The organism is Pseudomonas sp. TE9122 (genome assembly GCF_056278925.1).
In genome coordinates, this window is record NZ_JBWBQI010000001.1 from 4,232,562 (window position 1) to 4,247,107 (window position 14,546).

Below are 14,546 nucleotides of genomic sequence, written 5' to 3' on the forward strand. Positions count from 1 at the left end.
GTTTGACTGATACACCGCGGACACAGGTTTAGGGGCTGCTGCGCAGCCCATCGGGGATAAATCCCCTCGCCACAAAAGCCCCACACAAAATTGTGCAGGGCCTCGGATCACTTCTTGTCGCGGCGCTTCTTGCTGGCTTTCTTGTTGTGCGACATCAAGCGACGCTTCTTGTTGACCTGGCGGTCGGTCAGCGTGTTCTTGTTGCCTTCGTACGGGTTCTCGCCGCCCTTGAACTCGATGCGGATCGGCGTACCGACCAGCTTGAGTACACGACGGTAAGTGTTCTCCAGATAGCGCACGTACGACTTCGGCACTTTCTCGATCTGGTTACCGTGGATCACGATGATCGGCGGGTTCGCACCACCCAAGTGAGCGTAACGCAGCTTGATCCGGCGGTTGTTGACCATTGGCGGCGCGTGCTCGCCCACCGCATCTTCCAGAACCTGGGTCAGACGGTTGGTCGGCCAGCGGGTAACAGCGGACTTGAACGAGTTCTGCACCGAAGCGTAGAGGTTGCCCACGCCCGTTCCGTGCAACGCCGAGATGAAGTGAATGTCGGCGTAGTCGACGAAGAACAGACGACGTTGCAGCTCGACTTTCACAAAGTCGCGCTCGCTCGGCGTCATGCCATCCCACTTGTTGATCGCGATGACCAGCGCACGACCGGATTCGATCGCGAAGCCCAGCAGGTTCAGGTCGTGATCGACCACACCCTCGCGGGCGTCCATCACGAAGATCACCACGTTGGCGTCTTTGATCGCCTGCAGGGTTTTGACCACGGAGAACTTTTCGACTTCTTCGTGGATCTTGCCGCGCTTGCGCACACCGGCGGTGTCGATCAGCGTGTACTTCTCTTCATTGCGCTCGAACGGAATATAGATGCTGTCGCGGGTGGTGCCCGGCTGGTCGTACACGATGACCCGGTCTTCACCGAGCATGCGGTTGACCAGCGTCGACTTGCCGACGTTCGGACGACCGATGATGGCGATCTTGATCCCGTCTTTTTCGCTCGGACCAGGAATGCGCTTGGCTTCCTCGCCTTCGGCAACGACTTCTTCCTCTTCACCTTCAGCCGGCTCGTCATCATCGCGCGGGAATTCGCTCAGGGCGGCTTCCAGCAGTTGCGTGATGCCACGGCCGTGGGCGCCAGCGATCGGGATCGCGTGGCCCATGCCCAGCGGGGCGAATTCGGCGCGGGCCATTTCCGGATCGATGTTGTCGACCTTGTTGGCCACCACGTGGGAACGCTTGTTACGTTTGCGCAAATGCTCGGCGATCATCTGGTCGGCAGCGGTAAAACCGGCCTTGGCATCTACCAGAAACAGCACCACATCGGCTTCTTCGATGGCCAGCAGCGACTGCTCGGCCATTTTTTCGTCCATACCATGTTCGTCACCGGAGATACCGCCGGTGTCGATCAGAATGTAGGAACGCCCTTGCCACTTGGCCTCACCGTACTGGCGATCACGGGTCAGACCGGACAGGTCGCCGACGATGGCGTCACGAGTCCTGGTCAGGCGGTTGAACAAGGTGGACTTGCCGACGTTCGGTCGGCCCACCAGGGCGATTACGGGAACCATGCGGCTCTCCACTTCGTTATTTCAGAAAATACAAAAGCCGCTGCGAGGCAGCGGCTGGTGCTCGGGGCAACACCCGGGGGCGCTGCAAACCCTGCTGATGCAGGGCCGCTTGGGGATGAACCCCAAGCATAGTTGTTACTTGATGGTCAGGGCTTCCAGTTTGCCGCTGTTGCCATACACATAAATCGTGTCGCCCACCACCAGCGGACGAGCACGCAGGCCGTCGCTGTCGATGCGCTCACGGCCGACGAAACGACCGTCGACCTGACTCAGCAGATGCAGATAACCTTCCAGGTCACCCACAGCTACGTAGCTGGAGAACACTTCCGGTGCCGACAGTTGACGGCGAGCCAGCGAATCGTTGCTCCACAGTGCGGTGGTCGAACGCTCGTCGACGCCTTCAACGGTGCCCGAGGACAGGCTCACGTAGACGCTGCCGAAACCCTGAGCGATACCCGCGTAGCTCGACGCATCGCGCTGCCACAGTTGACGACCGCTTTCCAGGTCCAGTGCCGCAACGCGACCCTGATAGCTGGCCACGTACAGCGTGCCGCCCGACAGCAGCAGACCGCCGTCGATGTCGACGACGCGCTCCAGCTCCGAACGACCTTGTGGAATGGCGATGCGTTGTTCCCACACCGGCACGCCGTTGGAGATGTCCAGCGCGACCACTTTACCGGTCGACAGGCCAGCTACGGCCAGGCGGTTGGTGACCAGCGGAGCACTGGTGCCACGCAGGGTCAGGACCGCCGGGGTGCTGTCATACACCCAGCGCTGGTTGCCGGTGGCAGCGTCCAGACCGATCAAACGATCGTCCTGGGTCTGCACGACGACCACGTCGCCATTGTTGGCCGGCGGCGCGAGCACTTCACTGTTGACGCGGGCACGCCACTTCTCTTCACCGTTGCTGGTGTCCAGAGCGACGACTTCGCCACGCAGCGTACCGATCAGTACCAGACCGTAACCCACGCCGACGGCGCCGGAGACAGGCAGTTCCAGATCCTGGTCCCACTTCACGTCGCCGTTGCTGCGATCCAGCGCCATCACCACACCAGTCACATCGGCGGCGTAGATGGTGTCACCGTCGATCGCCGGCACCAGCATGTTGTAGGTTTCGCCCTGACCGTCACCGATCGAGCGGCTCCACTGCTTCTGCAGAACGACTTCTTCTTTGAAGTCGGTCAGTTCGGCCGGTGGCAATTCTTTCTTGCTGTTGCTGCTGCAACCCGCGGCCAGAAGGGCCAGAGCCAGCAATGCTGCATGCTTCCAACGGATCACGTCACGCATCCCCTTTGGCCAGGTCGTCGAGCTTGATTTGAAGGCCACCGACCGCCGCTTCATCCGACAGTGCCGCCTTGGCTTTTTGATACGCCTTGTTCGCGTCATCGGTACGGCCCAAGCGCACCAGCAGGTCGCCCTTGAGTTCTTCGCGAGTGGCCAGGAACGCTTTGTCGGCATCGCCGTCGAGCAGTTTCAGGGCGTCTTCGGCCTTGTCCTGCGCGCCGAGCACCTGCGCCAGACGCTGACGGGCGATTTCGCCCAGCGCCGGGTTGGCCGGTTTGTCGACGATGGCTTTGAGTTCGGTTGCCGCGTCGTCCAGCTTGCCGCTGTCGACCGCCACTTTGGCGACGAACAGGCTGCCGTATTGCGCATAGGCAGAACCGCCGTACTCGCTGTTGAGCTTGCCGGCCAGATCCGCAACGCGGGCGGCATCAGGCTTGCCGTCAGGCGTCAGCGTGGTTTCCAGCAATTGCTGATAGAGCACCGAGGCGCCTTGCGACTGGTTGCTCTGGTACTTGTGCCAGGCCTGCCAGCCGAACACGATGACCAGCGCCAACAGGCCGCCGGTGACCAGAGGTTTGCCGTTGCGTGTCCACCAGTCCTTCAAATCCGCCAACTGTTCGTCTTCGGTACTCGACACCCCAATACTCCTTAATCGCTAAATCGGCTGTTAAGACAGCTTCAACCCTGCACGACGCAGGTGGCCAGGTGAGCGGCAAGCGCATCCCAGGCAATGCTTTGTTGTTCGCCCTGGCCACGCAGGGGTTTGAAACCTACCACTTGCTGGGCCATTTCGTCGTCACCGAGGATCAATGCGTACAGCGCACCGCTCTTGTCGGCCTTCTTGAACTGGCTTTTGAAGCTGCCGGCGCCGGCATTGACTTGCAGGCGCAGGTTTGGAAGTTGATCGCGAACACGTTCGGCCAGGGCCAGACCGGCCCGCTCGGCCTCTTCACCGAAGGCGCAGAGGTAGACGTCGACCTGACGGGAAATTTCTTCCGGAATCTGCTCAAGGGTTTCGAGCATCAACACCAGACGCTCGATGCCCATGGCGAAACCGACGCCTGGGGTTGGCTTGCCGCCCATCTGCTCGACCAGGCCGTCGTAACGGCCGCCCGCGCACACGGTGCCCTGGGCGCCGAGCTTGTCGGTGACCCATTCGAAAACGGTTTTGCTGTAGTAATCGAGGCCACGCACCAGTTTCGGGTTGAGCACGTAAGGAATGCCGACGGCATCCAGACGCGCCTTCAGGCCTTCAAAGTGAGCGCGGGACTCGTCGTCGAGGTAATCGGCCATTTTCGGCGCATCGACCAGCACGGCCTGGGTGTCGGCATTTTTCGTGTCGAGCACGCGCAGCGGGTTCGTTTTCAGACGACGCTGGCTGTCTTCGTCGAGCTTGTCGTGGTGCGCCGAGAGGTACTCGACCAGCGCTTCACGATAGCGACCACGGGATTCGCTGGTGCCGAGGCTGTTGAGTTCGAGCTTGACCGCATCACGGATGCCCAGCTCGCCCCACAGGCGCCAGGTCATGATGATCAGCTCGGCGTCGATGTCCGGACCGTCGAGGTTGAACACTTCCAGACCGATCTGGTGGAACTGGCGATAACGGCCTTTTTGCGGACGCTCGTGGCGGAACATCGGGCCGATGTACCAGAGTTTCTGCACCTGACCACCGCCGGTGATGCCGTGCTCAAGCACGGCGCGCACGCAGGCCGCAGTGCCTTCCGGACGCAGGGTCAGGGAATCACCGTTGCGGTCTTCGAAGGTGTACATCTCTTTTTCGACGATATCGGTGACTTCGCCGATCGAGCGCTTGAACAGCTCGGTGAACTCGACGATCGGCATGCGGATCTGCTTGTAACCGTAGTTATCCAGCAGACGCGCCACAGTGCCTTCGAAATAACGCCACAGCGGGGTCTGTTCGGGCAGGATGTCGTTCATGCCACGAATGGCTTGCAGAGACTTGCTCACAAAATTTCCTTAATTCGTTCGATCAGCCGCGCGCGATAACGGCAGCGTCAGCTTCGACCTTTTCGGCCGCTTTCTGGCGGATCAGCTTTTCCAGCTCGTCCACCAGATTGTCATTCGTCAGCTTCTGCGACGGCTTGCCGTCGATGTAAATCAGGTTTGGCGTGCCGCCGGTCAAGCCGATATGGGCTTCCTTGGCTTCGCCGGGGCCGTTGACCACGCAACCGATGACCGCGACATCCAGCGGCACCAGCAGGTCTTCAAGGCGCCCTTCCAGCTCGTTCATGGTTTTCACCACATCGAAGTTCTGCCGCGAGCAGCTCGGGCAGGCGATGAAGTTGATGCCACGGGAACGCAGATGCAAAGACTTGAGAATGTCGTAACCGACCTTCACTTCCTCGACCGGGTCGGCCGCCAGCGAGATGCGGATAGTATCGCCAATCCCTTCGGCGAGCAGCATACCTAGGCCCACGGCGGATTTCACCGTGCCCGATCGCAAACCGCCGGCTTCGGTGATGCCCAAGTGCAACGGCTGAACGATTTCTTTCGCCAGCAGGCGGTAGGCTTCGACGGCCATGAACACGTCGGAGGCTTTCACGCTGACCTTGAAGTCCTGGAAATTCAGGCGTTCGAGGTGTTCAACGTGGCGCAGCGCGGATTCGACCAGTGCCGCCGGGGTCGGCTCGCCGTATTTCTTTTGCAGGTCTTTTTCCAGGGAACCGGCGTTGACGCCGATCCGGATCGGAATGCCGCGATCACGCGCCGCATCGACCACGGCACGCACGCGGTCTTCGCGACCGATGTTGCCCGGATTGATGCGCAGACAGTCCACACCCAGTTCGGCCACGCGCAAGGCGATTTTGTAGTCGAAGTGGATGTCAGCCACCAACGGCACTTTGACCAGTTGCTTGATCTTGCCGAACGCCTCGGCGGCGTCCATGTCCGGTACCGAGACGCGAACGATGTCGACGCCGGCGGCTTCCAGACGATTGATCTGCGCCACGGTCGCGGCGACGTCATTGGTGTCGCTGTTGGTCATGCTCTGCACAGCGATCGGCGCGTCGCCGCCCACCGGTACGTTGCCGACCCAGATCTTGCGCGATTCGCGACGTTTGATTGGAGATTCGCCGTGCATGACTTATTGACCCAACTTCAGGCGAGCAGTCTCGCCACTGGTGAACGGAGCGATATCGACCGGTTGGCCGTTGTAGCTGACCTGTGCCGCGCGGGCAACGCCCAGACGTACGGCGAGCGGCGGCTTGCCGGAAACACTCACGCTGTCGCCTTTATGCTTCAGGCCGCTGAAAATCACTTTGCCACGGCCATCGGTCACCTGTGCCCAGCAATCGCCGGTGAACTGCAACTGCACCTGGCCTTCGCCGGCAACCGGAGCAGCTGCTTCAGCGCTTGGCGCTTGAGCAACCGGCGCGGTCGGGGCAGGTGTCGCTGGGACATTCGGCGCTGGAGTGGCCGGAGCCGCCACCACTGGCGCAGGCGTCTGTGCCGGTGCGCTTGGCGCAACTGCCGGGGCAGCTGGCTCGGTCGCTGGCGCAGCAGATTCGGCGCCGGTCGATTCAGCACTGGTTTCCGACTGCGGCAAGGCCAGCGTTGTCGAACTGTCGGCCTGATTTTCGGCGACAGCCTGATCTTCCGGCTCGTCGATCGGGTGGATCTGCGTGGTGCCGTCCGCGCCTTCGACTTCGACGTGTTCCGGCGCCAGGCTGGTCAGATCGCGGGTGCGCTGCGAGGTCTGATCCTGCCACCAGACGAAACCGCCGCCGATGACCGCGATCAGCAGCAACAGGCTGACGATACGCAAAATGGTGTGGGAAACCCGCACCGGCTCTTCGATACGACCGAGGGCGTGAACGTTGCTGCCCTGGGAATCGGTGCCGGTGGACTGGTCGAATTGCTGAACCAGAACGGTCTGGTCCATGCCGAGCAATTTGGCATAGGCGCGAATGTAACCGCGAGCGAAGGTATGCCCCGGCAGCTTGTCGAAAGCGCCGGCTTCAAGATTGCTCAGGGACGTCACGGTGAGGTTGAGCTTGAGGGCCACTTCGGCCAGCGACCAGCCATTGCTTTCGCGGGCCTGGCGCAGGGTCTCACCGGGATTTACGCGATTCGCTGCTACAACTTCGGGATGCGCCGCTTTCATCATTGCTCCGACAGGTATTGCTGATATTCCGGCGTACCGGGATAGAGTCGTTTTAATTGCAGACCGTAACTGGCTGCCTTGTCGCGATCTTCAAACACTTTTGCCAGCCGAACGCCGAGCAATAGACTACGTGCATTTTGTTCGGTGAGCTGGCTGAAACGGTCGTAATAGTCACGCGCGGGCACATAATGCCTGTCTTCGAAGGACAACTCAGCCATTTCCAGCAATGCGCGCGGTTGTTGGCGATTCAGGCGCAGGGCTTTTTCCAGCTGTTGCTGGGCCAGATCACGCTGGCCAAGCTTGGCGGCGGTCATGCCGAGGTTTTCGAAGACCCGCGAGCGCTCAGGATACAGGGTATCGGCGGCCGCTTGTTCAAAACGCTCGTAGGCTTCCTTGTAGCGCTGTTCTTCGTAGAGAAAACTGCCGTAGTTGTTGAGGATGCGTGCATCGGTGGGACGTGAGGACAAGGCCTTGCGAAAGTGCTCGTCGGCAAGTGCCGGCTCCATCTCGGCCTGAAACACCAGACCGAGGGCCGCATTGGCGTCAGGGTCGGAACCGTCCAGCTCCAGCGCTTTCTTCAACGGCACCTTGGCGCGCTCGGTCATGCCCTGCTGCAGGTAGCCCAGCCCCAGCTGCACGTAGGCAGCCCGCGCTTCATCGCGGCCCTTGCTGGTCTTCATCGGGTTGTAGTCACCCGACAGGACACAGCCAGCGCACAGGCTGGCCAACAGCAACAGCAGCGCAAAGCGCAGGGACATAGAGATCCTCTCTTAGTTAGTGTTCGCGGCGTTCTGTGCCAGATCGCTGTCGGCGCTCAACTCGCGCACGGCGATGTAACGTTCGCTGCGACGGGTGCGATCCAGCACCTGCCCTACCAATTGACCACATGCGGCGTCGATGTCTTCACCACGGGTGGTGCGCACGGTGACGTTGAAACCGGCCTGATGCAACTGATCCTGGAAGCGGCGGATGGCATTGTTGCTCGGCCGCTCGTACCCGGAGTGCGGGAACGGGTTGAATGGGATCAGGTTGATCTTGCACGGGATGTCTTTAAGCAGCTCGATCATTTCCACTGCGTGCTCAAGCTTGTCATTGACGTCCTTGAGCAAGGTGTACTCGATGGTCAGCACACGTTTCTCGCCAAGGGCGGACATGTAGCGCTGGCACGACTCGAGCAGCATCTTAAGCGGATATTTCTTGTTGATCGGCACCAATTGGTTACGCAATGCGTCATTCGGTGCATGCAGGGACAACGCCAGGGATACGTCGATGTGCTTGGCCAGCTCATCGATCATCGGCACCACACCCGAGGTGGACAGGGTCACGCGGCGCTTGGAGATCCCGTAGCCGAGGTCATCCATCATCAGATGCATGGCGGCGACGACGTTGTCGAAGTTCAGCAACGGCTCGCCCATGCCCATCATCACCACGTTGGTGATGGCGCGGTCGACGGTGGCCGGGACGCTGCCGAAAGATTTGTTGGCAATCCACACCTGACCGATGACTTCGGCGGCGGTGAGGTTGCTGTTGAAGCCTTGCTTGCCGGTGGAGCAGAAACTGCAATCCAGGGCACAGCCTGCCTGGGACGAAACGCACAAGGTGCCGCGTTTGCCCTGGGGAATGTACACGGTCTCGACGCAGCTGCCGGACGCCACGCGCACCACCCATTTACGGGTGCCGTCGCTGGAGATGTCCTCGCTGACCACTTCCGGACCACGCACTTCAGCAATGGCCTTGAGCTTGTCGCGCAAGGCTTTGCTGACGTTCGTCATGGCGTCGAAATCATCGACGCCAAAGTGGTGAATCCATTTCATTACCTGACCGGCACGGAAACGCTTCTCCCCGATTGAGTCGAAGAATTTTTCCATTTCCGGCTGGGTCAGACCCAGCAGGTTTGTTTTAACAGTCGATGTAGTCATGGATTCACCTTCACTCTGCAAGCAATGCTTAGCGAGTGGTTACTTCAGTAGCTGCGAAGAAGTAAGCGATTTCGCGAGCGGCAGCAGCTTCGGAGTCCGAACCGTGAACGGCGTTGGCGTCGATCGATTCAGCGAAGTCAGCACGGATGGTGCCGGCAGCAGCTTCTTTAGGGTTGGTAGCGCCCATCAGCTCACGGTTGCGAGCGATAGCGTTTTCGCCTTCCAGAACCTGAACGACAACCGGGCCGGAAGTCATGAAAGCAACCAGGTCACCGAAGAAACCGCGCTCGCTGTGCTCAGCGTAGAAGCCTTCGGCTTCGGCTTTGGACAGTTGCTTCAGTTTCGAAGCTACAACGCGCAGGCCAGCGTCTTCGAAGCGAGTGGTGATCTTGCCGATCACGTTTTTAGCAACGGCGTCAGGCTTGATGATGGAGAAAGTACGTTGAACAGCCATGGTGTAACTCCAGAAACGGTAATTTGCGAAAAATTAAACCCGCGAATTATACGCGGGTTCTTTGGTATTGCCTAACCTGCGAGGACGATCAGTCGACTTCTTCGATCCAGAGCGCCTGAACCGCTTCCAACACCTTCTCGCCGACACGGCCGGAGGTGTTGTCGAAGTCAGGCAGTTCCATGATCCATCGCTGCAAGTCGACGAAATTGACATAAAGCGGATTTACATCCGGCTTGGCTTCCGCCAATTCTTCTGCAATGCGTTGAACATCATTCCAACCGTAGCTCATGACAGTCTTACCAGTCAGTGCGGCGCTTCCGCCGCATGGTTAAGCGAATATTTCGGAATCTCGACGGTGAGGTCTTCCTCACCGACGATGGCCTGGCAAGCCAGACGCGATTGCGCCTCAAGGCCCCAGGCACGATCAAGGAAATCCTCTTCCAGCTCGTCAGCCTCTTCCAGCGAGTTAAAACCCTCGCGGATGATGCAGTGGCAGGTGGTGCAGGCGCAGACGCCTCCGCACGCGCTTTCCATCTCGATATGGTGTTCGTGGGCCAGTTCGAGAATCGATGTGCCGGGCGCAGCCTCGACCACCATGCCTTCAGGGCAGAACTTCTCGTGGGGCAGAAAAATGACCTGCGGCATCAGATATCCTCGATTTCATTCAGGTTGCGCCCCGACAGAGCGGCTTTCACCGTCAGATCCATGCGGCGGGCAGCAAAAGCATCGGTCACTTGCGACAGACGCTTGGTCTGCTGCTCGATGGCGTAGCCATCGGGACCTTTCATCAGTTCGGCCAGTTCCTGCATTTGCAGTTCGATGACCATGCGCTCTTCGGCGTCGAGCAGACGCTCGCCATCGGCCTCCAGCGCGCCCTGCACCGCTTCGAGCAGGCGCTGGGCATCGACTTGCTGCTCACGCAGAACACGGGCGACCTTGTCGTCATTGGCGTGCTGGAACGAATCCTTGAGCATCTTGGCGATTTCGCCATCGGTCAGACCATAGGAAGGTTTGACCTGAATGCTCGCCTCAACGCCCGAGCCCAATTCACGGGCAGACACGCTGAGCAGACCGTCGGCGTCGACCTGGAAGGTCACGCGAATTTTCGCCGCACCGGCCACCATCGCCGGAATGCCGCGCAATTCGAACCGTGCCAGAGAGCGGCAATCGCTGATCAGCTCGCGCTCACCCTGCAACACGTGGATTGCCATGGCCGACTGGCCGTCTTTATAGGTGGTGAAATCCTGAGCGCGGGCGACGGGAATGGTGGTGTTGCGCGGAATCACCTTTTCCATCAGACCGCCCATGGTTTCCAGCCCCAGGGACAGCGGAATCACGTCGAGCAGCAGCAGTTCGCCGCCATCGCGCTTGTTGCCAGCCAGGGTGTCGGCCTGGATCGCGGCCCCGATGGCCACCACTTGATCCGGATCGATTTCCGTCAATGGCTGACGACCGAAGGCTTCTGCAACGGCTTCACGAACACGTGGCACGCGGGTCGAACCGCCGACCATGACCACGGCGTGGACATCTTCGAGTTCGATACCGGAATCGCGAACCGCGCGGCGGCAGGCTTTCAGACTGCGCGCGACCATTGGCTCGATCAGCGCATCGAAGGCTTCGCGGGTCAGCGGCGCTTTCCAGTCGCCGTAGGCCACTTCAACACTGGCTGCATCGGTCAAAGCTTCTTTGGCCGCGCAAGCGGTTTGCAGCAGATTGCGTTGTGCGCCCGGGTCGAGATCCGCGGACAGGCCAGCGCTCTCAATGATCCAGCCGGCAATCGCATGATCGAAGTCATCGCCGCCCAGCGCGCTGTCGCCGCCAGTGGCCAGAACTTCAAAGACGCCGCCAGTCAGACGCAGAATGGAAATATCGAAAGTACCGCCGCCCAGGTCATATATCGCCACCAGACCTTCGGCGTGCTGATCCAGACCGTACGCTACAGCGGCAGCGGTCGGCTCGTTGAGCAGACGCAACACGTTCAGACCGGCGAGTTTGGCCGCATCTTTGGTGGCCTGACGCTGCGCATCGTCGAAGTAGGCAGGAACGGTGATTACCGCGCCAACCAGTTCGCCACCCAAGGTCGCTTCAGCGCGCTGACGCAGGACCTTGAGGATATCCGCGGAGACTTCAACCGGGCTTTTCGGTCCTTGCACGGTGTCGATGAACGGCATGTGCGATTCGCCGCCGACAAAGCGGTACGGCAGTTGCTCGCCCAATTGCTTGACGTCGGACAGACCACGACCCATCAAGCGCTTGACCGAGAGCACGGTGTTAAGAGGATCGGAGGATGCCGCCAGCTTGGCGGACTCACCGACTTCGACGCGGTCGGCGTGATAACGCACGGCGGACGGCAGGATGACCTGCCCGTTGGCGTCGGCCAGCGGTTCGGAAAGACCACTGCGCAGCGCAGCGACCAGCGAATTGGTAGTACCCAAGTCGATGCCCACAGCCAGACGGCGCTGGTGCGGTTGAGGACTTTGGCCGGGTTCGGCGATCTGCAGTAGAGCCATGGTGATCAGGTCTTGTCTGTCTGTCAGCGTGCAATCAGGGCAGCACTGGGTTAATCGTCGAGGCGCTCTTCCAGCTGGCGCACTTCGTAGGTGAGCTTGTCGAGGAACTGCATGCGCCGCATCAGGCGTTCGGCCTGTTCACGTTGCGCTGCATCATCCCAACAGGCTGCGAAGCTTTCGTTGAGCTGTTCCTGAGCCGTCTTCAAACGACGCTTGAATACCGCGACACCGTCGAGGTCGGCGCTGTCCTGCAGATCTTCGAGCTCTTCGCGCCATTGCATCTGCTGCAGAAGAAACTCGGGATCGTGGACGGTGACTTCCATCGGCACTTCATGCCCGCTGATTTTCAGCAGGTAGCGTGCGCGCTGGGCCGGGCTTTTGAGCGTCTGGTAGGCGTCGTTGAGCCGCGCCGATTGCTCGAGTGCCGAGCGCTGCTCGCGCTCGGAAGCGTCGGCAAAGCGGTCAGGATGGACGCCGCGCGCCAACTCACGGTAGCGCGTGGCCAACTGCTCGAGGTCCAGGCGGAAGCTCGGTTGCAGCTCGAATAAAGCGAAATGACAAGGAATACCCACGACCAGCCTCAGATGTTGAAGCTTTCGCCGCAGCCACATTCACCGCGCACGTTGGGGTTGTTGAACTTGAAGCCTTCGTTCAACCCTTCCTTGACGAAGTCGAGCTCGGTGCCGTCCAGGTAGGCCAGGCTTTTCGGGTCGATGATCACTTTTTCGCCGTGACTCTCGAACACCTGATCCTCCGCCACTACCTCGTCGACAAACTCCAGCACGTAGGCAAGGCCGGAACAGCCTGTGGTGCGAACACCCAGACGAATCCCTTCACCTTTGCCGCGCCCATCGAGGGAGCGCCGCACGTGTCGAGCAGCCGCTTCTGTCATGCTGATAGCCATCGTTGACTCCTTACTCGTCGCCGAATCTTGAAATTCAGATCAAGCCTTTCTTCTGCTTGTAATCGCGGACAGCCGCTTTGATAGCGTCTTCTGCGAGCACGGAGCAGTGGATTTTCACTGGCGGCAAAGCCAGTTCTTCGGCCAGCTGAGTGTTCTTGATGGTTTCGGCTTCGTCCAGGGTCTTGCCCTTCATCCACTCGGTGGCGAGGGAGCTGGAGGCGATTGCCGAACCGCAACCGTAGGTCTTGAACTTGGCGTCTTCGATAACGCCCTGATCGTTGACCTTGATCTGCAGACGCATCACGTCGCCGCACGCCGGAGCGCCGACCATGCCGGTGCCGACATCAGGATCTTCCGCGTTCATCTTGCCGACGTTGCGCGGGTTTTCGTAGTGGTCGATGACCTTTTCGCTGTAAGCCATGATTCTCAATCCTCACTCATCAGGGCCGCTCTTGAGACCCTGCAACTGCGCTGCGTTAACGCCGCGTCGCTACAGGATCTGTATCCGGCGGCTTCTATAGTTAGTGTGCCGCCCACTCGATTTTCGAGATATCGACGCCGTCTTTGTACATGTCCCACAGCGGCGACAGAGCGCGCAGCTTGGTAACGGCCTCGCAGACTTTCTGCGCGGCGTAGTCGATTTCTTCTTCGGTGGTGAAACGGCCGAAGGTAAAGCGGATCGAGCTGTGTGCCAGTTCGTCGTTGCGGCCCAGGGCGCGCAGTACGTACGAAGGCTCCAGCGACGCCGAGGTGCAGGCCGAACCGGACGATACCGCCAGATCCTTGAGTGCCATGATCAGCGACTCGCCTTCAACGTAGTTGAAGCTCAGGTTCAGGTTGTGCGGAACGCGGGCGGTCAGGCTGCCGTTGACGTACAGCTCTTCCAGATGCTCGACCTGCTTGTAGAAACGGTCGCTCAAGGCTTTGATACGGACGTTTTCGGCAGCCATGTCTTCTTTGGCCACACGGAACGCTTCGCCCATGCCGACGATCTGGTGGGTCGCCAGAGTGCCGGAACGCATGCCACGCTCGTGACCGCCGCCGTGCATGGTCGCTTCGATGCGCACACGCGGCTTGCGGCTGACGTACAGCGCGCCGATGCCTTTAGGGCCATAAGTCTTGTGGGCAGAGAACGACATCATGTCGACTTTCAGCTTCTGCAGGTCGATCTCGACCTTGCCGGTGGACTGAGCCGCGTCGACGTGGAAGAGCACGCCTTTGGCGCGCAGCATCTCGCCGATTGCAGCGATGTCGTTGATGGTGCCGATTTCGTTGTTGACGTGCATCACCGACACCAGAATGGTGTCTTCGCGCAGTGCGGCGTCAATCATTGCCGGGGTGATCAGACCGTCTTCGGTCGGCTCGAGGTAGGTCACTTCGAAGCCTTCACGCTCCAGCTGGCGCATGGTGTCGAGGACTGCCTTGTGCTCGATCTTGCTGGTGATCAGGTGCTTGCCCTTGGAGGCGTAGAAATGTGCCGCGCCCTTGATCGCCAGGTTGTCGGATTCGGTGGCACCGGAGGTCCAGACGATTTCGCGCGGGTCGGCATTGACCAGATCGGCCACCTGACGACGAGCGTTTTCGACGGACTCTTCAGCCTTCCAGCCGAACACGTGGGAACGGGACGCCGGGTTACCGAAGTTTCCGTCGACCAGCAGGCATTCACTCATTTTCTGCGCAACGCGCGGATCAACCGGGGTGGTTGCAGAGTAATCAAGGTAAATCGGCAATTTCATGGACTATCTCCTAAATCAGGGCTGGCGTGCCGCGGG

16 protein-coding genes are annotated in these 14,546 nt (G+C 60.1%); all 16 read right to left on the reverse strand.

What is annotated here, in order from left to right:
- Positions 1-107: 107 nt before the first annotated feature.
- The gene (gene der, locus ACZ9BE_RS18950) at positions 108-1,580 is read right to left on the reverse strand and encodes a ribosome biogenesis GTPase Der (protein WP_476249807.1); all 1,473 of its coding nucleotides are present in this window, start codon (positions 1,578-1,580) and stop codon (positions 108-110) included.
- Between the two features lie 135 nt (positions 1,581-1,715).
- Positions 1,716-2,867 (reverse strand): outer membrane protein assembly factor BamB, encoded by a 1,152-nt coding sequence (gene bamB, locus ACZ9BE_RS18955; protein ID WP_016773335.1) that lies wholly within the window; start codon positions 2,865-2,867, stop codon positions 1,716-1,718.
- Positions 2,860-3,501: a tetratricopeptide repeat protein gene (locus ACZ9BE_RS18960; RefSeq protein ID WP_056790153.1), complete on the reverse strand. Its 642-nt coding sequence runs from the start codon at positions 3,499-3,501 to the stop codon at positions 2,860-2,862. Before ACZ9BE_RS18960 ends, bamB begins: the two co-directional genes overlap by 8 nt.
- 41 nt (positions 3,502-3,542) lie before the next feature.
- Entirely contained in the window at positions 3,543-4,832 is a 1,290-nt protein-coding gene (gene hisS, locus ACZ9BE_RS18965; protein ID WP_310218227.1) for a histidine--tRNA ligase, read from the reverse strand.
- Between the two features lie 22 nt (positions 4,833-4,854).
- Entirely contained in the window at positions 4,855-5,964 is a 1,110-nt protein-coding gene (ispG, locus tag ACZ9BE_RS18970) for a flavodoxin-dependent (E)-4-hydroxy-3-methylbut-2-enyl-diphosphate synthase (protein ID WP_016773332.1), read from the reverse strand.
- Between the two features lie 3 nt (positions 5,965-5,967).
- Positions 5,968-6,987, reverse strand: coding sequence for a RodZ domain-containing protein (locus ACZ9BE_RS18975; protein WP_095181707.1), 1,020 nt, complete (start codon positions 6,985-6,987; stop codon positions 5,968-5,970).
- Entirely contained in the window at positions 6,987-7,745 is a 759-nt protein-coding gene (gene pilW, locus ACZ9BE_RS18980; RefSeq protein ID WP_073473307.1) for a type IV pilus biogenesis/stability protein PilW, read from the reverse strand. The genes ACZ9BE_RS18975 and pilW overlap by 1 nt, the downstream gene beginning before the upstream one ends.
- A 12-nt stretch (positions 7,746-7,757) precedes the next feature.
- Positions 7,758-8,906, reverse strand: a complete 1,149-nt coding sequence (gene rlmN, locus ACZ9BE_RS18985; RefSeq protein ID WP_024014215.1) for a dual-specificity RNA methyltransferase RlmN — start codon at positions 8,904-8,906, stop codon at positions 7,758-7,760.
- A gap of 28 nt (positions 8,907-8,934) precedes the next feature.
- Positions 8,935-9,360, reverse strand: coding sequence for a nucleoside-diphosphate kinase (gene ndk / locus ACZ9BE_RS18990; protein WP_024014216.1), 426 nt, complete (start codon positions 9,358-9,360; stop codon positions 8,935-8,937).
- 88 nt (positions 9,361-9,448) lie between these two features.
- Positions 9,449-9,649: a Fe-S cluster assembly protein IscX gene (gene iscX / locus ACZ9BE_RS18995; protein ID WP_315435904.1), complete on the reverse strand. Its 201-nt coding sequence runs from the start codon at positions 9,647-9,649 to the stop codon at positions 9,449-9,451.
- Positions 9,650-9,663: 14 nt separating this feature from the next.
- Positions 9,664-10,005, reverse strand: a complete 342-nt coding sequence (gene fdx / locus ACZ9BE_RS19000; protein WP_076564048.1) for an ISC system 2Fe-2S type ferredoxin — start codon at positions 10,003-10,005, stop codon at positions 9,664-9,666.
- A complete protein-coding gene (hscA, locus tag ACZ9BE_RS19005; RefSeq protein WP_457265365.1) occupies positions 10,005-11,870 on the reverse strand; it encodes a Fe-S protein assembly chaperone HscA in 1,866 nt (621 codons plus the stop codon). The genes fdx and hscA overlap by 1 nt, the downstream gene beginning before the upstream one ends.
- Positions 11,871-11,920: 50 nt before the next feature.
- Positions 11,921-12,442, reverse strand: a complete 522-nt coding sequence (gene hscB, locus ACZ9BE_RS19010) for a co-chaperone HscB (protein WP_056790165.1) — start codon at positions 12,440-12,442, stop codon at positions 11,921-11,923.
- An 8-nt stretch (positions 12,443-12,450) separates the two neighbouring features.
- On the reverse strand, positions 12,451-12,774 hold the full coding sequence (gene iscA / locus ACZ9BE_RS19015; RefSeq protein ID WP_003227904.1) for an iron-sulfur cluster assembly protein IscA: 324 nt from the start codon (positions 12,772-12,774) through the stop codon (positions 12,451-12,453).
- 34 nt (positions 12,775-12,808) lie between these two features.
- Entirely contained in the window at positions 12,809-13,195 is a 387-nt protein-coding gene (gene iscU, locus ACZ9BE_RS19020; RefSeq protein WP_003227907.1) for a Fe-S cluster assembly scaffold IscU, read from the reverse strand.
- Positions 13,196-13,295: 100 nt separating this feature from the next.
- On the reverse strand, positions 13,296-14,510 hold the full coding sequence (locus ACZ9BE_RS19025) for an IscS subfamily cysteine desulfurase (protein ID WP_016773324.1): 1,215 nt from the start codon (positions 14,508-14,510) through the stop codon (positions 13,296-13,298).
- Positions 14,511-14,546 lie beyond the last annotated feature (36 nt).

Coding starts and splice junctions, on each gene's coding strand:
- ndk (WP_024014216.1), bottom strand. CDS start 9,360: ATGGCTGTTCAACGTACTTTCTCCATCATCAAGCCTGACGCCGTTGCT.
- rlmN (WP_024014215.1), bottom strand. CDS start 8,906: ATGACTACATCGACTGTTAAAACAAACCTGCTGGGTCTGACCCAGCCG.
- hscA (WP_457265365.1), bottom strand. CDS start 11,870: ATGGCTCTACTGCAGATCGCCGAACCCGGCCAAAGTCCTCAACCGCAC.
- iscU (WP_003227907.1), bottom strand. CDS start 13,195: ATGGCTTACAGCGAAAAGGTCATCGACCACTACGAAAACCCGCGCAAC.
- fdx (WP_076564048.1), bottom strand. CDS start 10,005: ATGCCGCAGGTCATTTTTCTGCCCCACGAGAAGTTCTGCCCTGAAGGC.
- ispG (WP_016773332.1), bottom strand. CDS start 5,964: ATGCACGGCGAATCTCCAATCAAACGTCGCGAATCGCGCAAGATCTGG.
- pilW (WP_073473307.1), bottom strand. CDS start 7,745: ATGTCCCTGCGCTTTGCGCTGCTGTTGCTGTTGGCCAGCCTGTGCGCT.
- bamB (WP_016773335.1), bottom strand. CDS start 2,867: ATGCGTGACGTGATCCGTTGGAAGCATGCAGCATTGCTGGCTCTGGCC.
- iscA (WP_003227904.1), bottom strand. CDS start 12,774: ATGGCTATCAGCATGACAGAAGCGGCTGCTCGACACGTGCGGCGCTCC.
- ACZ9BE_RS19025 (WP_016773324.1), bottom strand. CDS start 14,510: ATGAAATTGCCGATTTACCTTGATTACTCTGCAACCACCCCGGTTGAT.
- ACZ9BE_RS18975 (WP_095181707.1), bottom strand. CDS start 6,987: ATGAAAGCGGCGCATCCCGAAGTTGTAGCAGCGAATCGCGTAAATCCC.
- iscX (WP_315435904.1), bottom strand. CDS start 9,649: ATGAGCTACGGTTGGAATGATGTTCAACGCATTGCAGAAGAATTGGCG.
- der (WP_476249807.1), bottom strand. CDS start 1,580: ATGGTTCCCGTAATCGCCCTGGTGGGCCGACCGAACGTCGGCAAGTCC.